The organism is Pseudarthrobacter sp. CCNWLW207 (genome assembly GCF_037203945.1).
Classification (GTDB): Bacteria; Actinomycetota; Actinomycetes; order Actinomycetales; family Micrococcaceae; genus Arthrobacter.
In genome coordinates this window covers 1-25642 of sequence record NZ_JBBCBS010000010.1, presented here as the reverse complement: position 1 = coordinate 25642, position 25642 = coordinate 1, and the positions used below count along the sequence as shown (strand labels likewise).

The 25642-nt window shown below is 66.3% G+C and carries 21 protein-coding genes; 14 read left to right on the top strand and 7 right to left on the bottom strand.

What is annotated here, in order from left to right; translation table 11 throughout:
• Positions 1-6 precede the first annotated feature (6 nt).
• The gene (locus tag V9L17_RS16580; RefSeq protein ID WP_337352202.1) at positions 7-666 is read left to right on the top strand and encodes a 4'-phosphopantetheinyl transferase family protein; all 660 of its coding nucleotides are present in this window, start codon (positions 7-9) and stop codon (positions 664-666) included.
• Positions 667-679: 13 nt separating this feature from the next.
• Here V9L17_RS16580 and V9L17_RS16575 read toward each other — a convergent pair whose 3' ends face one another.
• From V9L17_RS16575 to V9L17_RS16560, 4 genes are all read right to left on the bottom strand, one after another.
• Positions 680-2065 (bottom strand): M1 family metallopeptidase, encoded by a 1386-nt coding sequence (locus V9L17_RS16575; RefSeq protein ID WP_337347667.1) that lies wholly within the window; start codon positions 2063-2065, stop codon positions 680-682.
• A gap of 43 nt (positions 2066-2108) precedes the next feature.
• A complete protein-coding gene (locus tag V9L17_RS16570) occupies positions 2109-6059 on the bottom strand; it encodes a Pls/PosA family non-ribosomal peptide synthetase (protein ID WP_337352201.1) in 3951 nt (1316 codons plus the stop codon).
• A gap of 89 nt (positions 6060-6148) precedes the next feature.
• Entirely contained in the window at positions 6149-7114 is a 966-nt protein-coding gene (locus tag V9L17_RS16565; protein ID WP_337352200.1) for a quinone oxidoreductase family protein, read from the bottom strand.
• Between the two features lie 144 nt (positions 7115-7258).
• A complete protein-coding gene (locus V9L17_RS16560) occupies positions 7259-8350 on the bottom strand; it encodes a fatty acid desaturase family protein (RefSeq protein ID WP_337347670.1) in 1092 nt (363 codons plus the stop codon).
• A 174-nt stretch (positions 8351-8524) separates the two neighbouring features.
• Between V9L17_RS16560 and argC the strand changes: the two genes are divergently transcribed.
• The 10 genes from argC to V9L17_RS16510 all read left to right on the top strand — a co-directional run bounded on the left by argC (position 8525) and on the right by V9L17_RS16510 (position 18767).
• Positions 8525-9556: an N-acetyl-gamma-glutamyl-phosphate reductase gene (gene argC, locus V9L17_RS16555; protein ID WP_337352199.1), complete on the top strand. Its 1032-nt coding sequence runs from the start codon at positions 8525-8527 to the stop codon at positions 9554-9556.
• Positions 9553-10719, top strand: a complete 1167-nt coding sequence (gene argJ / locus V9L17_RS16550; protein ID WP_337347672.1) for a bifunctional glutamate N-acetyltransferase/amino-acid acetyltransferase ArgJ — start codon at positions 9553-9555, stop codon at positions 10717-10719. The genes argC and argJ overlap by 4 nt, the downstream gene beginning before the upstream one ends.
• Before the next feature lie 42 nt (positions 10720-10761).
• Entirely contained in the window at positions 10762-11730 is a 969-nt protein-coding gene (gene argB / locus V9L17_RS16545) for an acetylglutamate kinase (protein ID WP_337352198.1), read from the top strand.
• The gene (locus V9L17_RS16540) at positions 11727-13064 is read left to right on the top strand and encodes an acetylornithine transaminase (RefSeq protein WP_337352197.1); all 1338 of its coding nucleotides are present in this window, start codon (positions 11727-11729) and stop codon (positions 13062-13064) included. The genes argB and V9L17_RS16540 overlap by 4 nt, the downstream gene beginning before the upstream one ends.
• The gene (argF, locus tag V9L17_RS16535; RefSeq protein WP_337347674.1) at positions 13061-14089 is read left to right on the top strand and encodes an ornithine carbamoyltransferase; all 1029 of its coding nucleotides are present in this window, start codon (positions 13061-13063) and stop codon (positions 14087-14089) included. The genes V9L17_RS16540 and argF overlap by 4 nt, the downstream gene beginning before the upstream one ends.
• Positions 14089-14625, top strand: coding sequence for an arginine repressor (locus tag V9L17_RS16530; protein ID WP_337347675.1), 537 nt, complete (start codon positions 14089-14091; stop codon positions 14623-14625). The genes argF and V9L17_RS16530 overlap by 1 nt, the downstream gene beginning before the upstream one ends.
• 78 nt (positions 14626-14703) lie before the next feature.
• The gene (locus tag V9L17_RS16525; protein ID WP_337347676.1) at positions 14704-15909 is read left to right on the top strand and encodes an argininosuccinate synthase; all 1206 of its coding nucleotides are present in this window, start codon (positions 14704-14706) and stop codon (positions 15907-15909) included.
• Positions 15910-15965: 56 nt separating this feature from the next.
• Positions 15966-17381: an argininosuccinate lyase gene (gene argH, locus V9L17_RS16520; RefSeq protein ID WP_337352196.1), complete on the top strand. Its 1416-nt coding sequence runs from the start codon at positions 15966-15968 to the stop codon at positions 17379-17381.
• A gap of 83 nt (positions 17382-17464) precedes the next feature.
• A complete protein-coding gene (locus tag V9L17_RS16515) occupies positions 17465-18001 on the top strand; it encodes a pyridoxine/pyridoxamine 5'-phosphate oxidase (protein ID WP_337352195.1) in 537 nt (178 codons plus the stop codon).
• Positions 18002-18026: 25 nt separating this feature from the next.
• Positions 18027-18767 (top strand): maleylpyruvate isomerase family mycothiol-dependent enzyme, encoded by a 741-nt coding sequence (locus V9L17_RS16510; protein WP_337352194.1) that lies wholly within the window; start codon positions 18027-18029, stop codon positions 18765-18767.
• Positions 18768-18770: 3 nt separating this feature from the next.
• On the opposite strand, the gene V9L17_RS16505 is transcribed toward V9L17_RS16510, so the two are convergent.
• Positions 18771-19292, bottom strand: coding sequence for a methylated-DNA--[protein]-cysteine S-methyltransferase (locus tag V9L17_RS16505; RefSeq protein WP_337352193.1), 522 nt, complete (start codon positions 19290-19292; stop codon positions 18771-18773).
• Positions 19289-20830, bottom strand: coding sequence for a DNA-3-methyladenine glycosylase 2 family protein (locus V9L17_RS16500; RefSeq protein WP_337352192.1), 1542 nt, complete (start codon positions 20828-20830; stop codon positions 19289-19291). The genes V9L17_RS16505 and V9L17_RS16500 overlap by 4 nt, the downstream gene beginning before the upstream one ends.
• Positions 20831-20910: 80 nt before the next feature.
• Between V9L17_RS16500 and V9L17_RS16495 the strand changes: the two genes are divergently transcribed.
• The 3 genes from V9L17_RS16495 (at position 20911) to tyrS (ending at position 25249) form a co-directional block, all read left to right on the top strand.
• Positions 20911-21576, top strand: coding sequence for a DNA-3-methyladenine glycosylase (locus tag V9L17_RS16495; RefSeq protein WP_337352191.1), 666 nt, complete (start codon positions 20911-20913; stop codon positions 21574-21576).
• A gap of 52 nt (positions 21577-21628) precedes the next feature.
• The gene (locus V9L17_RS16490; protein WP_337347682.1) at positions 21629-23857 is read left to right on the top strand and encodes a HelD family protein; all 2229 of its coding nucleotides are present in this window, start codon (positions 21629-21631) and stop codon (positions 23855-23857) included.
• A gap of 78 nt (positions 23858-23935) precedes the next feature.
• Complete coding sequence (tyrS, locus tag V9L17_RS16485; protein WP_337347683.1) at positions 23936-25249, top strand: tyrosine--tRNA ligase; 1314 nt, start codon at positions 23936-23938, stop codon at positions 25247-25249.
• Positions 25250-25427: 178 nt separating this feature from the next.
• Here the strand turns inward: tyrS and V9L17_RS16480 are convergent.
• A partial coding sequence (locus V9L17_RS16480) for a hypothetical protein (protein ID WP_337352190.1) occupies positions 25428-25642 on the bottom strand: 215 nt, incomplete at its 5' end.

Below are 25642 nucleotides of genomic sequence, written 5' to 3'. Positions count from 1 at the left end.
ACTGACGTGGAGTCCGGGCTCGTCCTGCAGGCCGTGGATCTCCGCGGCCCCCACGCGGACGGTCCGGACTCAGACGCGCAGCTGCTCGAACCCGTGGAGGCCGCCCGGGCGGCGTCCCTGGAGCCCCGTGCACGGACACGCTTTGTCGCGGGCCGGGTGGCCCTGCGCCGTTTCGCCGCGGACCTGCTGGAACTGCAGGCGGGTGATCTTGAGGTGCGATATTCCTGTCTTCGCTGCGGCTCCGGACCCGACCTAGCCCACGGCAGGCCTGGCTACACCTACAGGGGAGAGCCGTTGCCGCTGCTGCTGAGCATGGCGCGGACGCAACAGTGGATCCTCCTGGCAGGGCTGCCGGCACGAGTTGCCGGTATGCGGCTGGGTGTGGATGCCGAAGATCCCTCGCGGCTGGACTTTGACGGTTTCGACGCCGTGGCGCTCAGCGCCGCTGAACGGCGCGCCGTCGGAAATCCGTCCGGGCCGGGACTGCTGCGTGAACGTGCCCGGCTCTGGGCCCGGAAAGAGGCCTGGCTCAAAATGACCGGCGAAGGACTCCGGGCGGACCCGGGCGCCGTCGACGTTCTCGACAAACCCGGGATCACAGACCTCGACCCGGCGGACACAGGCTTGCCCGGGGCATTTGTTGCCGCTGTTGCCCTCGACGGGTAGTCGGGCCGTTCCGCTAGCCGGAGGCGTGCCGCCCGCGCATGGGCAGCGGCGGCAGGGCCTCCTCAAACAGCCAAGGGTGCAGCAGCGTCTCGGAGTCGAGGCCCGCTACCCGGTCCGCCATCAGGATGAACTCCGCGGTGGACACCGAACCGTGCTGGTGGGTCCGGGTCCATTCCTGCAGTAGCGCAAAGAAAGCCAGGTCACCGCACCGCAGCCGCAGTGCGTGCAATGCCAGGGCCCCCCGCTTGTAGACGCGGTCATCGAACATCAGCTCCGGACCGGGATCCCCGATCACCAGGTCCTGGCCCGCGGAGGAGAGCCTGCGCCAGGCGGCTGCCGCCCGGTCGCCTGCGGTCATCAGGCCGGCGGCTTCTGACCAGATCCACTCCGCGTAGCAGGCAAAACCCTCATGCAGCCAGATGTCGCTCCACCCGCTGGCGGTCAGCGAATTCCCGAACCACTGATGTGAGAGCTCATGGGCGATCAGGCGCTGGGAATCCCAGTCCGGGCTGAGGTGGTTCCGCCCCAGGATGGACAGGGTCTGGGCCTCCAGCGGGATCTCCAGGACATCGTCGGCAACCACAACTGTGTACTCGGCGAACGGGTAGGGCCCAAAGCAATTGACAAACGTGCGCATCATCTCCGGCTGCAGGCGCAGCCCCTGCAGGGCCGTGCTGGCCAGGCCTGCCGGAACAGCCGCCGACTGCAGCACACCGCCGGGCGTGTCCCCGGGGTCCAGGATCAGGGACCCGTACCGGCCGATCTGCACTGTGGCCAGGTACGTGGCCATCGGCTCTTCCTGCTCATAGGTCCACGTTTCGCGGCTGGCCCTGATGCTGTGCCCCACCAGCCGGCCGTTGCAGACGGCACGGTAATTGGCATCGGTGGTTACGGTAATCCGGTAGCTTGCCTTGTTCCGCGGGTGGTCATTGCACGGAAACCAGGAGGGGGCGCCGTTGGGCTGACCGGCCACCAGCACGCCGTCGGTAAGCTCTTCCCAGCCCACTTCACCCCACAGCCCGCGGCGGGGCGAGGGGTTGCCTTCGTAGCGTATGTCCAGCAGGAAGGTGTCTCCCGGGGCGAGATCGGCCTCGAGATGCACCACCAGTTGTTCGGCGCGCTGGACAAAACGCCGGACCCGGCGCCCGTTGAACTGCACCTTGGTGGCCCGGAGGCCCACAAAGTCCAGGACGACGGCGGACGCCTGGCGTGCGGCTGTGGCGTGGAGGACGGCCCGGCCGTTGAGCCGGTTGGCAGACAGCCGGTAATCCAGGTCCAGTTCATACCGCGAAACGCTGTAGGCATTGGTGCCATGGCCCGGCATATAGCGGTCGGACCGCAAGCCGGCCTCGGCCGTTCCCACGGCGGCTTCGGAGCTTGCTGGTTCTGTGAAACTCATGGGGACGGGCCTCAATTTGCAACGGTGGCGGACTAGCGGGTACTTACTTCAGGCGGGGTACGGGAACATCGGGACCCTGCCAGGGACTGACAGGATTGCCCATCCAGTACGTCCCGGCGGGAACGGTCTCCCCGCGCATCACCAGCGATGCCGGACCCACGGTTCCGCCTTTGCCGATCCGTGCCTGTGGGAGGATGACGCCGTGCGGGCCCATGGTGGCTCCCTCCTCGAGCGTAACAGTGTCGATGCTCATGATCCGGTCATGGAACAGGTGGGTTTGGACCACGCAGCCGCGGTTGACCGTGGAGTTGGCGCCCAGGGTTACGAGGTCCGCTTCCGGCAGCCAATAGCTCTCACACCAGGTCCCGGAACCTATCCTGGCCCCCAGTCCGCGGAGCCACCACACCAGCGCCGGCGTTCCGCTCGCCGCCCGGGCAAACCATGGGGCGCTGACCATTTCGATAAAGGTATCCACCACTTCATTGCGCCAGATAAAGGAACTCCAGAGGGGATGTTCTCCGGCCTGGATCCGGCCCACCAGCAGCCACTTGGCCACTACGGCGCTGCCAGCCGCCAGGGCGCCTGCCAGCAGCATGACGAACCCGCCCAGTGCCGCCGCAACGCCGTAGCCAAGGTTGGTGGCCAGCCAATCGAAAGCCAACAACACGCCCGCGGCGAGTCCCACCGTCAGGACCACTGGAACAAAGCGGCACAGCTCCCAGAGGGCCCGGGCCACTTTCAGCCGAATCGGCGGCTGGAACGTCAACGTACTGTCTGAGGCGATGGCCGTGCGGCGCAGCCTCACAGGAGGACTGCCCAGCCATGAGGTCCCGGATTTTGCCTTGGAGGGGGTGGCGGACAGGACGGCTACAAGGGAGTTCTTCGGGACATTCCGGCCGGCTGCCGTCATGCCGGAGTTCCCCAGGAAGGAACGCTTGCCGATTTTCGCGGGTGCGATCCTGAGCCAGCCGCCGCCAAGTTCGTACGACGCCACCATGGTGTCGTCGGCCAGGAATGCTCCTTCACCAACGGTGGTCATCTTGGGCAGGAGCAGCACGGTGGACGCCTCCACGTTCTTGCCGATGCGGGCCCCGAGCAGCCGCAGCCAGACAGGTGTGAAAAGGCTGGCGTAAATGGGGAAAAGGAGGTCCCGGGCCAGGTCCAGGACCCGTTCGGTGGCCCAGACCTGCCAGCCGATCCGGCTCCGCACCCGGTAATAGCCTTCCTTCAGTCCGGTTCCCAGCAGCCGGGTAGTGCCCAGGATCAGCAGGAGATTGGCGCTGAACCAGGCCAGTGCGGCCAGCGGCAGGGATGCGAGGAGCTGCGGCCACGCTGCGGACAGGGAACTGCTGCCCTGGACAAAAAGGAAGATGACCGCGGCAGCTGCAGCCGCGGACACGTAGGGGATCATGGCGAGGACGGCGGATGCGGAGGCGAAGGCGGCGAACCACAGACGGCCCATCAGCCGGCTGCTGGCTGGCGTTTCGGGCCAGTCGTTTTTGGCCTTGCCGCGGCGGCGGGCCGGTGAACCTGCCACCACCTGTCCGGCCTTCACTTTGCCGAGCACTGCCGAACCTGCTTCGACCTGGCCGCCGGCACCGATGCTGGCACCGGGCATCAGCGTGCTGCGCGCGCCCACCGTTGCCCCGGCGCCCACGTGGACCGCTCCGATCCGGACGTGGTCGCCGTCAATCCACCACCCGGAAAGGTCAACCTCGGGCTCGATGTTCGCTCCGCTGCCCAAGGACAGCAGGCCGGTCACCGGCGGCAGGGAGTGCAGGTGCACATTGCTGCCGATTTTCGCTCCGAGGGCCCTGGCGTAGTAGGGCACCCACGGCGCGCTGGCAAGGCTGACGGCGCCAGCCAAGTCCTGGATCTGTTCGGCCAGCCAGAGCCTCAGGTGCACCTTCCCGGAGCGGGGGTAAGTTCCCGGGCCTACGTTGCGGAGCAGCAATCGGGCCGCGGCGATGGAGAGGCCCATTCGGCCAAGGGGACTCACGAAGACCAGCCACGATGCCCCGACCCACCACCATGACACCGTGGGTGCGGCGGCGAAACCGGCCAGGCCGGCGAGGACGTTGTTTCCAGCCATGAGGTAAGTCAGCCAGCGCATGCCCACCAAAATGTGCAGGGGGACACCCATCAGCGTTTGGAAGACCTGGGACTTGCGGGCCGTCGGGCGGACAGTGCGTTCCTTGGCAGGTCCTGCGTTGACACCGTCCGGCAGGGATTGCCGGGCAGTGTCGATCAACGCGCCGACCCGAGGGGTGGCGTAGATGTCGGCGACCGTGACGGTGGGATAGCGGAGCCGAAGGGCGGAGACCAGCTGGGCGGCGGCCAGGGAGCCTCCGCCGTGTGCGAAGAAGTCGGCGTCCAGGCTTGCCGCCGGGCTGCCGAGTACGTTGGTCCACTGTTCGACGATCCAGGCGGCGTCATCCGGCAGGTTCAGTGGGGCGCTGTCACTTTCCGCAGCGCCGGATCCGGCGAGGGGCCACGGGAGTGAGTGCCGGTCCACCTTTCCGCTGGTTTTAGTGGGCAGCGATGTCACGACGGTCAACAGGGGGATCAGTGCAGCGGGGAGGCTGGCTGCCAGCAGTCTGCGTGCGGCGGCGAGGTCGGGCTCATCTTCTCCTGCGGGCGCGAGGTACCCCACCAGGACCTGGTTCCCAGCCGCCGTCGTTTGCACGGCGGCTGCTGCGCCTGCGACGCCCGGCAGGGCCTGCAGCGCGGCATCGATTTCTCCGAGTTCGATCCGGCGGCCGCCAAGTTTTACCTGTTCGTCGGCCCGGCCCATGAAGACAAGCCCGGCGGCTTCGTAGCGGACGAGGTCACCGGAGCGGTAAGCGCGTTGCCAGCCCAGGGTGGGCATCGGAGCGTACTTTTCCGCGTCCTTGGCTGGATCCAGGTAGCGGGCCAGTCCCACCCCTCCGATGATGAGCTCACCGACGGCGCCCTCGGCCACCGGCACACCGTCGCCGTCCACCACGGCTAGGTCCCAGCCGTCCAGCGGCAAGCCGATCCGTACCGGCCCGGGCCCACCCAATTCGGCCGCACAGGCCACCACCGTGGCCTCTGTGGGTCCATAGGTGTTCCAGACCTCGCGGCCTTCCACTGCGAGCCGCTCTGCAAGTTCCGGCGGGCACGCCTCGCCGCCAAAAATCAGCAGCCGGACATTCTCCAGCGATTCTGCGGGCCAAAGCGCCGCAAGGGTGGGGACGGTGGACACTACCGTGATGCCGTGGCTGATGAGCCAGGGACCGAGGTCCATGCCAGTGCGGACCAAGGCACGCGGGGCCGGGACCAGGCAGGCCCCGTGCCGCCACGCGAGCCACATCTCCTCGCACGAGGCGTCAAAGGCCACGGACAGCCCTGCCAGCACCCTGTCCTGCGGCCCGATCGGGTCCGCAGGAAGGAAGATCCTTGCCTCGGCATCGACGAAGGCAGCCGCCGACCTGTGCTGCACTGCGACGCCCTTTGGAGTTCCGGTGGAGCCCGACGTGAAGATGACCCAGGCGTCGTCGTCGGGCGTGGCAAGCCGTGCCGCGGGGAACGGTCCTTCCCTGCCTTTGGTCACGCTCAGGCCCTCACCGGTGATCATGCCGGCGATTTTGGCTTCGCCGAAGACCAGCCGGGCCCGTTCTTCCGGGTCGTCGGCATCAACGGGAACATAGGCGGCGCCAACGAGCAGGATCGCGAGGATCCAGACGTACAGTCCGTTCGTTCCGGACGGAATCCGGACGCCGATCCTGTCACCGGCACCGAGCCCCGCCAGGTGAAGTTCCCGGCCGGCGGAGCGTACGGCCGCCATCAGCTGCGCATAGCTCAGCGACTGGCGGCCATCATCCAGTGCGGACGCATCCGGATAGCGGTTGGCGGTTTCCTGCAGGATATCCACCAACGTCCGCGCCGGGGGTGATACAGCCGACCCGGGCAGCTGGGGCTGATATTCGGCAAGGCCGTCGGGCGCAGGGCCGCTGGTTTGTAGCTCGGTCACCCCTGCAGTCTCCACTGGCAAGGTGAACGGAAAGTGACGCCGTTCGTCTGGTGTCCACACTCCATTCGCCGGGCGTTTCCTGAACGGGGTCAGGGGACCAGGATGACCTTGCCCGTGGTCCGACGGCCCTCAAGGTCCTCGTGAGCCCTCGCGGCGTCGGCCAGCGGATACGTGGCGCCGATCCGGACCTTAAGGTTCCCGTTTGCCACGGCGGCGAAGATCTCGCCCGACCGCCATCGGCGCTCCTGTTCGTTGAGCAGGAAATGGCCCAGGGTCGGCCGGGTCAGCGTCAGCGACCCACCGGCGTTGAGGCGCTGCGGATCCACCGGGGGAACGGCTCCCGAGGCGGCCCCGAACAGGACGAGCGTGCCCCGTGTGCGCAGGCAGGACAGGGAACCGTCAAAAGTGTTGCGGCCCACGCCGTCGTACACCACGTCCACGCCCTTCCCACCGGTGAGCTCGCGGACATGGTGGGGAAAGCCCTCGTACCTCAGTACATGGTCTGCCCCGGCCTCCAGGGCTAGTTCTTCCTTGGCGTCCGAGGAGACGGTGGTGATGACGCGGGCGCCCCTTTCCTTCAGCAGTTGGGTCAGCAGCAGGCCTACGCCGCCGGCACCAGCGTGCGTCAGCACGGTGTGGCCCGGTTCCACCCTGAAGGAAGAATTGATCAGGTAGTGGGCAGTCATGCCTTGGAGCGGCAGGGCAGCAGCCGTGAGGTCATCGACGCCATCCGGCACCGGCAGGGCCTTGACAGCATCGAGTACGGCGTAGCCGGCGTAGCATTTGGTGCCTTCGGCCGTAGCCACCCTGCTGCCGACGGTGAAGTTCTGGACGCCGTCGCCCACCTCCTCAACCGTTCCCGCCGCTTCCGAGCCGGGGGTGAAGGGAAAGGGGACCTGGTACATGCCGCCGCGTTGGTAGGTCTCAATGAAGTTGACGCCCGCTGCCGCCACCTTGATGAGCAGTTGGCCGGGGCCGGGGACGGGGCGCTCGACCTCTGCCAGTTCCAGTACTTCGGGCCCTCCGGGCTCGCGGGCAACGATGGCGTGCGTCATGTATCTCCTTCCCCGGGGCTGGGATTTCCTCGCCCCGGATCCTGGAACCATCCTAGGGAAACCTGAGCGAACGACGAAGTGACGGCCGGTCAGGGCCGTCACTTCGGGTCAAGCTGGGGGCCGGCCGAGTTTCGCCGGAGTTGTTCAGTAGCGCCGGGTGACCGTGGCCATGGGGCACTCAAAGTGCCGGCCGGCGGAAAGTCCGACGTCGTTGAGATAGCGGACAATAATGCCGTAGGACTGCAGAAGCGTGGTTTCGGTGTACGGAACCTGGTGCTTTTGGCAGTACTCCCGGACGATTCTGGCGGCCTTGTCCAGCTGGGGCCGCGCCATGTCGGGGAACAAGTGGTGCTCAGCCTGGCGGTTCAGCCCGCCGAGCAGGATGTCCATGAACCGGCCGCCGGAGATGTTCCGTGACGTCAGGACCTGCCGGCTGAAGAAGTCAACACGGCTGTCCGCCGGAATGACGGGCATGCCTTTGTGGTTGGGCGCAAAGGAGGCGCCCATGTAGAAGCCGAAGACGGCGAGCTGGACGGCGATGAAGGCGAAGGCCATTCCCAGCGGCAAGAAGGTGAAGGCCAGGACGGGCAGGATGCCCAGGCGGACGAGCAGGATAGGCAGCTCCACCCAGCGGTGCGTCACCTTGGCCCGGCGGAAGACGAACCTGACGGAATCGATCTGGAGCCCCAGGCCCACCAGGAACAGCAGCGGGAAAAAGAACCAGCCCTGCTTGCGGGTCAGGAAGGAAAACCGGCCCTGGCGCGTGGCTGCGGCTTCGTGGTGGAAGGCGATCGCGCCGGTGGCAATGTCGGGATCCTTGGAGATCACGTTCGGATGGTTGTGGTGAGCGCCGTGCTTCTGCTCCCACCATGAATAGCTCATGCCTGCCACCGAGGTGGCCAGGATCCGGGCGGTCCAGTCGTTCGCGCGGCGGGACGCGAAGATTTGGCGGTGGCCGGCCTCGTGGGCCAGGAAGCTCAGCTGGGTGCAGATAATGCCGACTGCGGCGGCGATGAGGAGCTGGAACCAGCTGTCACCTATCAGCGCGAAACCGAACCAGGTGGCGGTCATCAGGAGCACCAGGGTGGAAAAGAGTGTGATGTAGAAACCCACACGGCGTTCCAGCAGGCCTGCGGCCTTGACGCTCTTGAGCAGTTCCGAATAGCTCAGGACAACGGCGTTGGGCTGCCGGACGCGCGATTTGGGGCGCTCCGGCGTTGAGAGGGTGGTGGTCATGGAGCCGGGGCCTCGTAACTGTTATGGGCAACGCTGCAGCAGACGTTCGCAACTGCGCGGTCAAAATCACCCTTCCACCAGCATACGGGAGCCTGTCCAGTCGGCCGGGAAGCGCAGAAAACACAATGTATAAATATCGGGCACACTGAATATTTTTGCTGTAAGATTCACTGCATGACTATTTCAGTTGCCGTCTCCGGAGCCAGTGGCTACGCCGGGGGAGAAGTCCTGCGCATCCTAGCGGGACATCCGGACGTAACCATCGGCGCCATCACAGCGCACAGCAATGCAGGCTCCCGCCTCGGCGAACTGCAGCCGCACCTGCATGGGCTGTCCAGCCGCATCCTGGAAGACACCACGGTGGAAAACCTCTCGGGCCACGACGTGGTGTTCCTGGCCCTTCCGCACGGGGCTTCCGCGGAGATCGCAGCGCAGCTCCCCGAGGGCACTGTGGTGATCGACGCCGGCGCAGACCACCGCCTGGAAGATCCGGCCGCGTGGGAAAAGTTCTACGGCTCGGCCCACGCTGGAACATGGCCGTACGGCCTGCCCGAACTTCCCGGCCAGCGTGAGGTCCTCAAGGGCGCCACCCGGATTGCCGTTCCCGGCTGCTACCCGACGTCGGCCCTCCTGGCGCTGACGCCCGGGTTCGCTGCGAACCTCCTGCAGCCCGACGACGTCGTCATAGTTTCCGCCTCCGGCACCTCGGGTGCGGGCAAGGCCGCCAAAGTAAACCTCATCGGCGCCGAGGTGATGGGCTCCATGAGCCCCTACGGCGTGGGCGGCGGCCACCGCCACACACCGGAGATCGAGCAGGGACTCTCCAACGCCGCGGGGGAAACCGTCACCGTGTCCTTCACCCCCACGCTTGCCCCCATGAGCCGCGGGATCCTTACCACCGCGACGGCGAAGGTCAAGCCGGGCACCTCCGCAGCGGACCTTCGCCAGGCGTGGGCTGAGGCCTACGACGACGAACCGTTTGTCCACCTGCTGCCGGAGGGCCAATGGCCGGCCACTAAGTCGGTCCAGGGCTCCAACCACGCGGCAATGCAGTTGGCTTTTGACCCGCACACCGGCCGCGTGATTGTCACCTGCGCCATTGATAACCTCACCAAGGGAACTGCCGGCGGCGCCGTGCAGTCCATGAATATTGCGCTTGGCCTGGCGGAGACCGCCGGCCTCAACCTGCAGGGAGTTGCACCGTGACCGTTACCGCACCCCAGGGCTTCCGGGCCGCCGGCGTCACCGCCGGCCTCAAGGCGTCCGGCAAGCCGGACCTCGCCCTGGTCGTCAACGATGGCCCCTCCAAGGCGGCGGCCGCCGTCTTCACCAGCAACCGCGTGGCCGCAGCCCCGGTCCACTGGTCCCGCCAGGTAGTCTCCGACGGCCGGGTTGACGCCGTCATCCTTAACTCCGGCGGTGCTAACGCCTGCACGGGTCCGGAAGGCTTCCAGAACACGCACAGCACTGCCGAAAAGGTCGCCGAAGTACTGGGCATTTCGGCAACCGACGTCTTTGTGTGCTCCACCGGCCTGATCGGTGAGCAGCTGCCCATGGACAAAATCCTTCCGGGTGTCGAGGCCGCCTCGGCGGCGCTCAGCACGGACGGCGGACCCGAAGCGGCCAATGCCATCATGACAACCGACTCCGTGCCCAAGGCCGCGCTGTTCATCGGCACCGACGCCGACGGCCAGGAGTTCTCCATCGGGGGCATCGCGAAGGGCGCCGGCATGCTGGCCCCCGGCCTCGCCACCATGCTGGTGGTCCTCACTACCGACGCCGACGTGGAAGCAGAAATGCTCGATGTCGTGCTCCGCGACGCCACGCGCGTCACTTTCGACCGCGCTGATTCCGATGGCTGCATGTCCACCAACGACACCGTGGTGCTGTTGGCGTCCGGCGCATCAGGCGCCGTTCCCTCAGCCGAAGCCTTTAGTGCCGGGCTGACCCAGGTGTGCGCGGAACTGGCACGCAAACTGATCGGGGACGCCGAGGGCGCGAGCCACGACATCGCCATCCGCACGTTCAACGCGGCCAGCGAGCGGGACGCCGAAACCGTCAGCCGCTCCGTGGCCCGGTCCAACCTGTTCAAGGCCGCTATCTTCGGCAAGGACCCCAACTGGGGCCGTGTCCTGTCCGCCGTGGGCACCACGGACGCAGTCTTCGAGCCGGACCAGCTAAACGTCGCCATCAACGGTGTCCAGATCTGCCGCAACGGCAGCATTGGCGATGACCGCAACCTGGTGGACCTGGAACCCCGCGAAGTCCACGTGGAGATTGACCTGAAGTCCGGCTACGCCGAGGCCACGATCTGGACCAACGACCTCACCCACGACTACGTGCACGAGAACAGCGCTTACTCGAGCTAGTCCTCGAGCAAATCCACCAGCCACCCTGGAGTAACGCCAAGCATGAACACCCAGACCCGCGAAACCACGTCCATGAGTGATGCCCAAAGCAAGGCAGGCACCCTGATCGAGGCACTGCCCTGGATCCAGCGCTTCGCCGGCACCACCATGGTGATCAAGTACGGCGGAAACGCCATGGTCAACGAAGAACTGCGCCGCGCTTTCGCGGAGGACGTGGTGTTCCTGCACCACGTAGGCATCCACCCCGTGGTGGTCCACGGCGGCGGTCCGCAGATCAACTCCATGCTGGCCCGGCTGGGCATTGAGTCCGAGTTCAAGGGTGGCCTGCGCGTCACCACCCCCGAAGCGATGGACGTGGTCCGGATGGTCCTCACCGGCCAGGTGGGCCGCGAACTGGTTGGCCTGATCAACTCCCACGGCCCCTACGCGGTGGGAATGTCCGGTGAGGACGGCGGCCTGCTCCGGGCAGTCCGGACCGGGACCATCATTGACGGCCAGGAAGTGGACCTTGGCCTGGTAGGCGAAGTGGTCGGCGTGAACCCGGAGGGCATCCTGGACATCCTGGCGGCCGGGCGCATCCCCGTCATCTCCACTGTGGCGCCCGAAATCGAGGACGACGGCAGCGGCGCAGCGGACCAGCGGGGCGAACGGGCCCAGACCACGGGCCAGGTCCTCAACGTCAACGCGGACACGGCCGCGGCCGCCCTCGCCGAAGCGCTGGAGGCATCAAAACTGGTGATCCTCACCGACGTCGAAGGCCTCTATGCCAACTGGCCGGACAGGTCCTCGCTCATCTCTTCCCTCACGGCCTCGGAGCTGCGCGAACTGCTGCCGTCCCTGGAATCGGGCATGATTCCGAAGATGGAGGCCTGCCTTAAAGCCATTGACGGGGGAGTGGAGCGCGCGCACATCGTGGACGGCAGGCTCCCGCACTCCATGCTCCTGGAAACATTCACCACCGCCGGAATCGGCACCCAGGTGGTCCCTGACGAAGAGGTGAACGCATCATGACCCACGCAGAACTGAGCCAGTCCACTGAAGGCCGGAGCAGCGATGGGGGGCCGGGTGTGGTCGGGCACCGCGGAGCGGGCGGGACCCCCATCGCTGCGGAGGCCTCGGCGACCGCCCTCGTTTCTCAAAGTAGTGGAGCCGAGTGGCTTACCCGCTACTCGACGTCCCTCATGGGCGTGTTCGGCACGCCGCAGCGTGTGCTGGTGCGCGGTGCCGGCTGCCTGGTCTGGGACGCCGACGGCAAGGAATATCTTGACCTGCTCGGCGGTATCGCCGTCAACGCCCTGGGCCACGCCCACCCGTTTGTCACGTCCGTGATCTCCAGCCAGCTGGCAACCCTGGGGCACGTCTCCAACTTCTTTACCAGCCCCACGCAGATCGCACTGGCCGAAAAGCTGCTCGACCTGACGCACGCCCCGGCAGGCTCCAAGGTGTTCTTCACCAATTCCGGAACCGAAGCCAACGAGGCTGCCTTCAAGCTCGCGCGACGCAACGGAACCGGCCCGGACGGTGCGCCCAGGACCAAGATCATCGCCTTGGAAGGTGCCTTCCACGGGCGGACCATGGGTGCCCTGGCCCTGACCGCCAAGGAAGCGTACCGTGCCCCGTTCGAGCCGCTGCCCGGCGGTGTGGTCCATATCCCGTTCGGCGACGTAGCAGCCCTTGAAGCTGCCATCGACGAGACCGTGGCCGCCGTTTTCCTGGAACCGATCCAAGGCGAGGCCGGAGTGCGGCCGCTGCCTGCCGGCTACCTGCGGGCCGCCCGCGAGGCGACCACGAAGGCCGGCGCCCTGCTGATCCTGGACGAGGTCCAGACTGGAATCGGGCGTACCGGAAAATGGCTAGCCAGCGAGGACGCCGGGATTGTTCCGGACGCCGTCACGCTGGCCAAGGGCCTCGGCGGCGGATTCCCCATTGGAGCGCTGCTGACGTTCGGCGGGCAGGTGTCCTCGCTCCTGACAGCGGGCCAGCACGGCACCACCTTCGGCGGCAACCCGGTGGCGACGGCGGCCGCCCTCGCCACGCTGCACGCCATCGAAAGCCAGCGGGTGCTGGAAAACGTCGTCACTGTGGGGGATTACCTCCGGGCTGGGCTCGCCGCCGTCGACGGTGTGACCGAAGTCCGGGGTGAAGGCCTGTTGATCGGCTTCGACCTTGACGCCGACGTCGCACCTGCCGTTGTGACCGCTGGGCTGGAGGCCGGTTTCATCGTCAACAGCCCCGGGCCGCGCACCATTCGGCTCGCCCCGCCGCTGGTCCTCAGCACCGACCAGGCCGGCGCCTTCCTTGCCGCGCTCCCGGCAATCCTCCAAACAGCTAAGGACGCGCAGTGACCTCTGTAGTTTCTTCCGCCGGCACAGCCAGCGGCACCCGCCACTTCCTGAAGGACACGGACCTCAGCCCCGCTGAGCAGGCTGAGGTCCTGGATCTGGCCGTCCGCATGAAGGCTGCGCCCTACAGCGTGCAGCCCTTCGCCGCGGAGGGCAACGGCCGCAAAACGGTCGCCGTGATCTTCGACAAAACATCAACCCGTACCCGGGTTTCCTTTGCCACCGGCATCGCCGACATGGGCGGCAATGCCCTGATCATCAACCCCGGTGAGGCCCAGATCGGCCACAAGGAATCGGTGGAGGATACCGCCAAGGTCTTGGAGCGCATGGTTTCCACGATCGTGTGGCGCACGGGCGCGCACTCCGGACTGGTGGCCATGGCGGAAAACTCCGCCGTGCCTGTCATCAACGCCCTGTGCGACGACTACCACCCGTGCCAGCTCCTCGCGGACCTGCTGGCAGTCAAGGAACACAAGGGCGAACTGGCCGGCCTCACCATGAGCTACCTGGGCGATGCCGCCAACAACATGGCCAATTCCTACCTGCTAGCGGGCGTCACCGCCGGGATGCACGTCCGCATCGCGGGGCCGGAGGGCTACCTCCCGGCAGCGGAGATCGTCGCCGCGGCCGAGGAACGTGCTGCCCAGACGGGCGGGTCAGTGCTGATTACCACCGATGCCGCCGAAGCCCTCAAAGGCGCCGACGTCGTAGCCACGGACACGTGGGTCTCCATGGGCCAGGAAGCCGAAAAGGAAGCCCGGCTGCAGCTGTTCCGGGAGTACTCCGTGGATGAGGCAGCCATGGCACATGCGGCGGACGACGCCGTCGTGCTTCACTGCCTTCCCGCCTATCGCGGCTATGAGATCTCGGCGGGTGTCATCGACGGGCCGCAGTCGATCGTCTGGGACGAAGCCGAAAACCGGCTGCACGCCCAGAAGGCCCTTATGGCCTGGCTGATGCACAAGTCAGGCCTGGCGTTCGTCGACGGTCTTTCTCCCGTTGAAGGCACCGGGGAGAGCACGTTCTAGTGTCCACCAACCCGTCGGTGCCGGGCTCCAGCCCGGCAACCAAGACAGCCCGCCAGGCGCGCATCACCGCGATCCTGACGGGCGAATCGGTGCGCTCCCAGGCGGAGCTGGCCGCGCTGCTGGCGGACGACGGCGTCCAGGTCACCCAAGCCACCCTGTCCCGGGACCTCGTGGAACTCGGCGCGGTTCGGGTGCGTGGCAAGGAGGGCGTCCTGGTCTACGCCGTGCCTGGTGAAGGAGGCGAACGCGCCGCGAAGAGCGGCGTCAGCCAGGAAATCCTGGATGCGCGGCTTGCCAGGCTGTGCAGCGAGCTGCTGGTCACGGCGGAGGCCTCGGCCAACATTGCCGTGCTCCGGACCCCACCCGGGGCGGCCAACTTCCTGGCCCTGGCCATCGACCACTCGGTCATGCCATCCATCCTCGGGACCATCGCCGGGGATGACACCGTGCTGCTCGTGTCCCGTGATCCCCAGGGCGGGCAGGACCTCGCCGCGCGGTTCCTGCAGCTCGCCGAGGAAGCGGGCGGCAGCCAGTAATACGCCGTCCCAAGGTGTGACAGGCTTTCCGTAGTCAATTCTTAAACAACGCAAACCCCAACATAGAGGAGCATTTTCGTGACTGAGCGTATTGTTCTGGCCTACTCCGGTGGCCTGGATACTTCCGTAGCCATCGGCTGGATCGGTGAAGCCACCGGCGCCGAGGTCATCGCCGTGGCAGTCGACGTCGGACAGGGCGGCGAGTCGCTGGAGACCATCCGCCAGCGCGCCCTCGGCTGCGGCGCCGTCGAAGCCTACGTGGCCGACGCGTCCGACGAGTTCGCCAACGAGTACTGCATGCCCACGCTGAAGGCCAACGCCCTCTACCAGGGCCACTACCCGCTGGTCTCCGCCATCTCCCGGCCGGTGATCGTCAAGCACCTGGTCAAGGCCGCCCGCGAATTCGGCGCCACCACCGTTGCGCACGGCTGCACTGGCAAGGGCAACGACCAGGTCCGCTTCGAAGTGGGCATCCAGACTCTCGGACCGGACCTGAAGTGCATCGCCCCGGTCCGCGACCTCGCCCTGACCCGCGACAAGGCCATTGCCTTCGCCGAGGAAAAGGGACTGCCGATCGAGACCACCAAGAAGAACCCGTACTCGATCGACCAGAACGTCTGGGGCCGCGCCGTCGAGACCGGCTACCTCGAAGACATCTGGAACGCACCCACCAAGGACATCTACGACTACACCGCCACCCCGGAATTCCCACCGGCCCCGGATGAAGTCACCATCTCGTTCGAAGCAGGCGTGCCGGTAGCGATCGATGGCGTCCGCGTTACCCCGCTGCAGGCCATCAAGGAACTCAACCGCCGCGCAGGCGCCCAGGGCGTGGGCCGGATCGACGTCGTCGAGGACCGCCTGGTGGGCATCAAATCCCGCGAAATCTACGAGGCACCGGGCGCAATGGCACTGATCACCGCGCACAAGCACCTCGAGGACATCACCGTCGAGCGTGAGCAGGCCCGCTTCAAGGCTACTGTCGGCCAGCGCTGGGCCGAACTGGTCTACGACGGCCAGTGGTTCTCCCCGCTCAAGCGCTCCCTGGATGCCTTCATCGAGGACACCCAGAAGTACGTCTCAGGCGACATCCGCATGGTCCTGCACGGCGGCCAGGCGATCGTCAACGGACGCCGCTCCGAGACTTCGCTCTACGACTTCGACCTCGCCACCTACGACACCGGCGACACGTTCGACCAGTCGATGGCGCGCGGCTTCATCGAGCTGTGGGGCATGTCCGCCAAGGTTGCCTCCGGCCGCGATATCCGCGTCGCAGGCCAGTGACGGAGAATCTGGGCCCACGAGCGCAGGGGTCCCCGGCCGAGCGCAGCGAGGTCGGGGTGCGCTCGGGGACGAACGAGGGTGCACTGTGGGGCGGCCGGTTCGCAGGTGGCCCCGCTGATGCCCTGGCAGCCTTGAGCAAGTCCACGCACTTCGACTGGCGGCTGGCCCGCTACGACATCGCCGGGTCACAGGCGCACGCCCGCGTGCTGCACAAGGCCGGGCTGCTGGACGACGCCGAGCTCGAAGGCATGCTCGCCGCCTTGGCACAGCTGGACGAGGACGTGGCCTCCGGCGCTTACCTGCCGGCGGAATCCGACGAGGACGTGCATGGCTCGCTGGAACGCGGCCTCATTGAGCGCGCCGGCACCCAGCTGGGCGGCAAGCTCCGCGCCGGACGGTCCCGCAACGACCAGGTGGCCACGCTCGGCCGCATGTTCCTGCGCGACCACGCCCGGATCATCGCCCGCGGCGTGTTGGCAACGATCGAGGCGCTGGTGGAGCAGGCCAAGGCGCACCAGGGTGTGGCCATGCCGGGCCGCACGCACCTGCAGCACGCGCAGCCGGTCCTGCTCAGCCACCACCTGCTGGCCCATGCCTGGGCGTTGCTGCGTGATGTGCAGCGGCTCCAAGACTGGGACAAGCGCGCCGGTGTCTCGCCCTACGGTTCGGGTGCCCTCGCGGGCTCCTCGCTTGGGCTGGACCCGGAAGCGGTGGCCGCGGACCTGGGCTTCTTCTCCGCCACCCACAACTCGATTGACGGCACCGCCTCCCGCGATGTCTTCGCCGAGTTCGCCTGGGTGACGGCGATGATCGGCGTGGACTTGTCGCGCGTATCGGAAGAAGTGATCCTGTGGGCCACCAAGGAGTTCTCCTTTGTGACCCTGCATGATTCCTACTCCACGGGCTCCTCGATCATGCCGCAGAAGAAGAACCCGGACGTGGCCGAGCTGGCCCGCGGCAAGGCAGGACGCCTCATCGGCAACCTGACCGGGCTGCTGGCAACACTCAAGGGCCTCCCGCTCGCGTACAACCGCGACCTCCAGGAGGACAAGGAGCCGGTCTTCGACGCCGCCGACACCCTGGAACTGCTGCTTCCGGCTGTTTCGGGCATGATCGCGACACTGAAGTTCAACACGGAGCGGATGGAGTCGCTTGCACCGCAGGGCTTCGCGCTGGCAACCGACATCGCCGAGTGGCTGGTCCGCCAGGGTGTTCCGTTCCGCGAGGCGCATGAGCTCTCCGGAGCAGCGGTGAAGCAGGCCGAGTCCCGCGACGTGGAGCTGTGGGACCTGACGGATGAGGAGTACGCCGCCATTTCGGTGCACCTGACGCCGGAGGTCCGCACGGTCCTGTCCACGGAGGGGTCGCTGAACAGCCGCAACTCTCAGGGCGGCACGGCACCGGCCGCCGTCGAACGCCAGCTTGTTGCGCTGGAAGCCGAGCTGCGGGCCGTGCGGGAATACACGGCCTAGCTACCAACGCTCTCTCACTTTCCCCAAGAAAGTGAGAGAGCGTTGTGCGTTAACCGGCGAGCGGTCCCGGCTAGCATGTGGCCATGAGCGACGCCTTCCGCAGCCACCTCCGGGCCCTGCCCGACTTTCCCACCGACCTGCCGGACTTCGACCCGGCCCACGCCCCGGCGGACCCGGTGGCGTTGTTCACTTTATGGCTGGATGAGGCCCTGGAGGCAGGCGTGCTGCAACCGCATGCCTGCAGCCTGGCCACTGCGGCCGGCAATGGTCAGCCTTCCGCCCGGATGCTGATCCTGAAAAATATCGACGACGACGGCTGGCACTTCGCCACGTCCCGCACCTCCAGGAAGGGGCGGGAACTGTCTGTCAACCCGAAAGCGGCCCTGAACTTCTACTGGCCGCAGCAGGGCCGGCAGGTCCGGGTCGCCGGCCCGGTGGTTGAGCTGTCCGCCGAAGCGTCGGCCGCAGACTGGCAGGCGCGCCCTGCAGCGGACGGCAGCGACAATCCGGACTGGCAGCTCTACGCGCTCCAGCCTACAGAACTGGAATTCTGGCAGGCCCGCCACGACCGCCGGCACGTGCGGCACCGCTATGGACCGGACGGCATCCCGCTCGGCTGAGTGTTTGACGGTTAGGATGGGCGCCATGACTGCTCCAGCACCGGCTGACCTTCTCGCCGAACTGCACAAAGCCGCCGACGTCGTGGCCTCAGCCGCCGCGAAATTCACCGATGAGGACATTAAGGCGCCATCGGCGCTGCCGGGCTGGACCCGGGGGCATGTCCTGGCGCACCTCGCCGGCATTACCAACGCCATGGCCCGCCAGCTCGAATACGCGGCCCGGGGCGAAACCATTGAGCTGTACGACGGCGGCCAGGACGGTCGGAACAAGGCCATCGAGATCGCCGCGGGCCACAGTGCGGATGCCCATCGTGCGGATCTGGCCGCAGGCCTCGACCGGGCGCTGAAAGCTTTTGACGCGCTCGACGCCGGCTCCGGTTGGGACGCGCCGATTGCCTATCGAGGGGGAGTTGTCCTCGACGGCGGGCTGGCGTTGTGGCGTGAATTGGTGATCCACACAGCCGACCTGGGCACTGGCCTTGGCCCGGAGACCTGGAGCCGGCCACTCTGCGAACACCTTTTCGGCTTCCTGGCTGCCCGCGTGGCTCCGGGGGACAAGCTGGTGCTCCAGCCGCTTGGGCTTCCGCCAAGGACTCTCGGCACCGGCGCCCGCTCCACTGTCATCAGCGGCATGATCACTGACATAGCGGCGTGGCTTGCTGGCCGTGAACCGTCGCTCGGCAGCCTGCGGGCCTCCGCTGCTGCAGACGGCGTGGATCTCCCCGAACTGCTGCCGTGGCCTTCGGGGACGCCCGCAACAAAGTAGGTCCTAGCCGGCTTCGCGTGCCAGCAGGCCTTCCGTTGCTTCTCGCGCGAGCAGGCTTTCCTTGATGGCCAGGCCCCAGCGGAAGCCGCCCAGGGAGCCGTCAGTGCGGATGACGCGGTGGCAGGGCACAAACAATGCTGCCGCATTGAACGCGCAGGCGCTGGCCGCGGCCCTGACTGCCTTGGGATTCCCTGACAGTTCGGCGTACTCCGTATAGGTGACCGGCGACCCGGGGCGTACTGTCCTCAGCACATCCCAGGCGTGGGCCCGGAAGGGCCCGGATTTCTGCAGCACGGGAACAGCCATGGCCGGTGCGGGGTCCCCGGCGTAGAAGGCCTCCACTGCCAGGGATATGGGACCCAGGTCTGTCACCGACTCAATGTCGCCCGGGCGCAGCTCCGGATGGATTTGCCCGGTCAGCTCACCTGGCCCGGCCGTCCAGCCGGAGGCCAGGACCACGCCGTCCTGCGCGAGGATGGTGAACGGACCGTCTGGGGTGGACATCACTAACAACTGGGCTTTCATTGCATCGCTTTCTCTGGAACAACTGGTTCAGGTTGAGGGGCTTTCGGCGCCGCAGCGGCGCGCCACAGGTGCATGGTGGCGTAGGACCGCCAGGGACTGACCTCACTGAAATCGGGGTTAAGCACACTGGGCCGGGGCGCCGGACCCAACAGTTCAGCGGCGAGTCCATCCCGGCTGGTGGCGGAGGTTGCGAGGGCACGGATGCCGTTTTTCACAGCGGCATCGTTCGCCAGGAAGACGTCCGGCGCACCCAGCACGCGCATCGCCACATAGCCCACCGTCCAGGGACCCACGCCCGGGAGAGGGAGCAGCTTCGCCCCCAGCCCCGGCAGGTCGTCGCCATAGCCGAAATCCAGTTGGCCCTCCGCGAGGGCCGAAGCCGCAAAGCGGATAGCGTCAATACGGCGCTGCGGACCCCGCAGCAGCGAGTAGCCCGACCCGGCAATTTCCGCCGCGGTGGGAAACAGCCGGGAAAGCCCCTCGCCGGGCATCCGGCTGGGACTTCCGGCTGCGGACAGTTGGGTCAGTGCCGTCCGGGCCGCGGCGACCGTGACCTGCTGTCCGATCATCGCCCTGATGAGAAGTTCCTGTGGGTCCACCGCGCCCGGCAGCCGGATACCTGGGGCAGTGGTCACGGAGTTGGCAAGCCGGGGATCCCCAGCCAGCGCGCTGTCAATGGCGACCGGATCAGAGTCAAGGTCGAAAAGCCGGCGCACCCTGCTCAGCAGGGCCGGGAGGTCGCGGAGGTCCACCGCGCCGATGGTGAGGGTAAGCGGGCGCCCCGGCGCGCCGCCGTCGTAATGCACACTGAAGCGGGCATCACCGTGTGGCAGCCGCAGCGTACGGGCGTACGACGTCGGTGTCCCCACCTCGATCCCCGGGATGGCCCGGACCGCGAGGAAGGAAAAGACGCCGGGGTCGAAGGGTTCGCGGTAGGGCAGGGTCAGGGTCAGCGCGGTGGCTGCCATCTCCGGCTTGTGGTGCCGCGCCGTGGAGCGCAGGGCTGTGGGCGTCATGGCGAACACCTCCACCATGGTCTCGTTGAACTGCCGGACGCTGCTGAAGCCGGATGCGAACGCGATGTCGGCAAGCTTCATGGAAGTGGAAACCAGCAGGGTGCGTGCGGTCTGGGCACGGCTTGCCCGGGCAAGCGAGAGTGGTCCGGCGCCGAGTTCATGGCTGAGGATCCGGTTCAGCTGCCGTGCCGAATAGCCCAGCCGGGCCGCCAGGCCCTGCACCCCGTCCCGGTTGATAACGCCGTCGTTGATGAGCCTCATGGCCCGGCCGGCGATGTCTTGCCGGACGTTCCACGCCGGCGTCCCGGGCACCGCCTCGGGTAGGCAGCGCTTGCAGGCCCGGTAGCCGGCGTCGTGCGCCGCGGCTGATGTTTCGTAGAAGGTGACGTTGGCTGCCTTGGGGGTGCGGGCCGGGCAGGACGGACGGCAGTAGATGCCCGTAGTCCGGACAGCAGTGTAGAACTGCCCGTCGAACCGGGGATCGCGCGCATCGATCGCGCGGTAGCGCTGCCAGAAGTCCATGCCCCCTATCCTGCCAGCCCATGATGGCACCTGCTAGCGGAAATCGGACATGGCCGTGGGCCGTTGGGTAGAGTCGGATCATGACCGTCCGCACCAGTCCCACCGAGCCGGAACAGCTCCGCGAACTATTGTCCGGAGATGCACGGAGGATCGCACCGCAACTACTGGGATCCGTCCTGAGCCACAACAGCCATGAGGGAACAGTGGCCGTGCGGATCACCGAGGTGGAGGCCTACATGGGGCCTGGTGATTCCCTGCATCCGGATCCGGGATCCCACACGTTTCGCGGCCCCACGGCACGCAACGCGCCCATGTTCGGGCCGGCGGGCCATCTATACGTCTATTTCACGTACGGCATGCATTACTGCGCCAACGTCGTCTGCGGTCCGGCAGGCACCGCCTCCGCCGTACTGCTGCGCGCCGGTGAAGTGGTGGAGGGGCAACGCCTGGCGGCAGTGAGGCGGCCGACGTCGAAATCTCCCTTTGATTTGGCGAGCGGACCGGCCCGGCTGGCCACTGCCCTTGCCCTCACTACGGCGGACAGCGGGCGGGATGCACTGAGCGAACCCTTCGAGCTGCGGCTTCCGGAAACTGCTGCGATGGAGGTCAGTTCCGGGCCTCGGGTGGGCGTTTCCGGGGACGGCGGCACCGGAGACTACCCCTGGCGCTTCTGGCTGCCGGGGGACCCTACGGTGTCCCGCTACAAGGCGGCCAAGCCACGTCCGGCGAAGTTTCAATCACGTTAACCGAAATGGTTGTAGAATGGACGGTCTGTCTTTTGCGATAGGGGAACGTTTAATGCTCGACGCCGATTTGGCCCACGAACGGGACTATGTTGCTGGCCTGTATGCGCGGCTGGAAGAATTGCGCGCCGAAAAGCGCAAGCAGTTGGCGCAGGTCCGCCGGGCCGGTGCTGTGGGCACCATGCAGAATGTTTCCGAGCGTGACGCCTTCGCCGCGCTCTATGAGGATCGCCTTGCCCAGCTCGACGCCGTCGATGACCGCCTGGTCTTCGGCCGCCTTGACCTGGATTCCGGGGAAGCCCAGTACATCGGCCGCATCGGACTCACCACCGAGGACCTGCAGCGGCTGATGGTGGACTGGCGCGCGCCCGAAGCCGGCCATTTCTACCAGGCAACCGCTTTTGACCGGCAGGGCGTGCGGCGCCGCCGGCACCTGATCCTGCAGGGCAGGGTAGTCAAGGCCATCGAGGACGACGTCCTGGACGCGGACATGCTCACCGACAACGAGTCGCTGCAGGGCGAAGGTGCACTGCTCGCTGCCCTGGACTCCAAGCGGACTGGCCGCATGTCCGACATCGTTGGAACCATCCAGTCCGAGCAGGACCGGATCATCCGTTCCTCCATCTCCGGTGCTGTCGTAGTCCAAGGCGGTCCGGGCACCGGCAAGACGGCCGTTGCGCTGCACCGCGCCGCCTACCTTCTCTACACCCACCGGGACCGGCTCAAGACTGCAGGTGTGCTGCTGGTGGGCCCGTCGTCGTCGTTCATGAAATACATCGAACGCGTACTGCCCTCACTCGGCGAAACCGGGGTGGTGATGGCCAGCCTCGGCCGGCTGATGCCTGGCATCAGTGCGGTGGCCGAACCCGAGGCCGAGGTCGCGGCCATCAAGGGCCGGCTGGACATGGCGGATGTTGTAGCCAATGCCGTGGCAAACCGCCAACGGACCTTTGCCGAAAACCGGGTCGTAGAGGTTGACGGGCGGAAGCTGGTGCTCACGCCGCGGCAGGTCCGCCGCGCCCGGGAACGCGCGCGCTCCACAGGCAAGCCGCACAATGAGGCACGCGTGACCTTCGTCAAGATCCTGCTCCGCGAGCTGACCGAGCAGATGACCGAACTCGTGGAAGCGGGAAGCCTTGGCAACAACGCCGACCGCTCCTACCTTGCGGAGGACGTCCGCACTGCCCGGGATGTACGGATCGCGCTGAACCTGTGCTGGATGCCCATGACCCCGGAGAAGCTCATCAGCGAGCTCTTCAGCAAGCCGGCGATCCTGGAAGTCTGCACCCCGCACCTCACCCCGGCCGAACGTGCGTTGCTGCTTCGCCCGGTGGATGCGCCCTGGACCGAGTCTGATGTGCCGCTCCTGGACGAAGCAGCGGAACTGCTGGGCGAACTTGACCCGGCTGCGGGCCGCGGACTGGCGCAGCAGGAGCACGATCGAGCCCGCGACCTGGCGAACGCGAAGCAGACCCTGGTGAACATGGAGGCTGCCGGTGTCGATGCGCTCATGTCGGCTGAGGAACTGGTGGACCAGAACCAGGAGCGCGAAGCCCGGCAGACAGCGGCCGAACGCGCCACGTCTGACAGGACCTGGGCCTTCGGGCACATCGTGGTCGACGAAGCGCAGGAACTTTCGCCGATGCAGTGGCGGCTTCTGGTCCGCCGGTGCCCGCTGAAGTCGTTCACCATCGTGGGCGACATCGCACAGACAAGTTCCGTGGCCGGCGCGAACTCCTGGCAGGGTGCCCTGGGTCCGCTGTTCGGGGACCGCTGGCAGCTGGAGGAACTGACGGTCAACTACCGGACGCCGTCGCAGATCGCGGAAGCCGCAGCACGGATGGCCAACGCAGCCGGCCTTGTGGTCTCTGCGCCCAAGGCGGTCCGCGAGGGCCGCTGGGCGCCCATCATCGACAAGGTGGCGGCCGGAGAAGTGGTCAGCCGGCTGGTGGAGGCGCTTCCCGAAGAGCTGGAAGCGCTCGACGGCGGCCTGCTGGCCGTGATTGCCGACGGCGACCTCCTGCCGCAGGCGACGGCGGCCTTGCGTGCCGTCTATGGCCGGCGCATCGGAACCGGCGCCGGAAGCTATGAGCAGGACATCGTGGTCATCAGCCCGCGGGAGGCCAAAGGCCTTGAGTTTGACGGGGTTGTGGTACTGGAACCTTCCAGGATGCTGAACCACGAGCACGGGCGGGTGGGGGATCTCTACGTCGCCATGACCCGGCCTACCCAGCGGCTTCGCCTGATCGCAGCAGAGGGTGTGCCTGCCGGCATCGAACGCTAGCCCGGTCGGCGGGGATTGGCGGCCACCGGCCCGGTTCATCCGGCGCCGGTGGCCGCCAATCCTGCTAACTTAGAAGTCGTGTCAGAACTCAACGATCTCGAATCCCAGCAGAACGACCCCACCTTCGCCAACATCTGGCAGGAGCTGAAGTGGCGCGGCCTGGTCCACGTCTCCACCGATGAAGGGGAGCTGGAAAAGCTCCTCGCCGGTGAGCCGGTCACGTATTACTGCGGGTTTGATCCCACCGCGCCGAGCCTGCACTTGGGAAACCTTGTCCAGCTCCTGGTGATGCGGCGGCTCCAGCTTGCAGGCCACAAGCCGTTGGGATTGGTGGGCGGCTCCACCGGCCTGATCGGTGACCCGCGTCCCACGGCGGAGCGGACACTTAACACCAAGGACACCGTTTCTGAGTGGGTGGGCTACCTCCAGGCGCAGGTCCGCCGCTTCCTCAGCTTCGAAGGCGCCAACGCCGCCCGTATGGTCAATAACCTCGACTGGACCGCGCCGTTGAGCGCCATCGATTTCCTTCGCGAAATCGGAAAGCACTACCGCGTTGGCACCATGCTTCGCAAGGACGCCGTTGCTTCCCGCCTCAGCTCCGAAGAAGGCATCAGCTACACGGAGTTCAGCTACCAGATCCTTCAGGGCATGGACTACCTCCAACTCTTCCGAGACTACGGCTGCATGCTGCAGACCGGCGGTTCGGACCAGTGGGGCAACCTCACCAGTGGCACGGAGCTGATCCGCAAGGTTGAAGGCAAGACTGTCCATGCCCTCGGAACTCCGTTGATCACCAACTCGGACGGCACCAAGTTCGGCAAGAGCGAAGGCAACGCTATCTGGCTCGACGCCGGCATGTGCAGCCCTTACGCCTTCTACCAGTTCTGGCTGAACACAGCTGATGCCGATGTTGTGGACCGGCTCAAGGTTTTCACTTTCCTTAGCCGGGCGGAGATTGAGGAGCTGGCTGCCGCAGTGGCCGAGCGCCCCTTTGCGCGGGAAGGCCAGCGGAAGCTTGCCTTTGAAGTCACGTCGCTGGTCCATGGGGTCGAAGCCACAGAGAAAGTTATCGCTGCATCGGCCGCGCTCTTTGGCAATGGCGATCTGTCAGCGCTGGACAAGCCAACCCTCGAAGCCGCAACGTCGGAGCTTCCCTCCGCAACCATCCAGGTGGATGGCTTGGGGATTGTGGACCTGCTTGTGGCATCGGGCCTGTCCGAGAGCAAGTCGGCAGCCCGGCGTACGGTGGGCGAGGGGGGAGCATACGTGAACAATGAGAAGGTTTCCGATCCCGAAGCCGTGATCTCCGAATCCGAACTGTTGCATGGCCAGTACCTGCTTTTGCGGCGCGGTAAGAAGAACCTTGCGACCGTAGAAGTCCTGGTCCCGTAGCCCGTCCAGAACCTCATTGCGCGCTCCTCTTCGGCCGATTTGCACGGCTGGAGGGGAGCGTGTATTGTTTTCTGAGTCGCCGCCGCTGAGTGGTGACAAGCCCCCTTCAAATGAGAAGCAATTCATCATGTGCACTGCACGGGAATTGATGAAATGCTTCACTTTCTGATGGGCGGATTCATTCCGCAGAGTGAATATCGGGAAAATAACCCGGATTTGCAAAGTGAATATGAATGAAATAAGATTGAAACATCGCAGCGAAGAAATGCGAAACAAAAGAATTCATTGAAATGAATTGTTTCGAGAAGTATTCGAATGTGTCTGTTGTTTGAGAACTCAATAGTGTGCCAAGTTTGTTGATACCAATTGTTTTTTGATTGGTTGTTTTGGCCA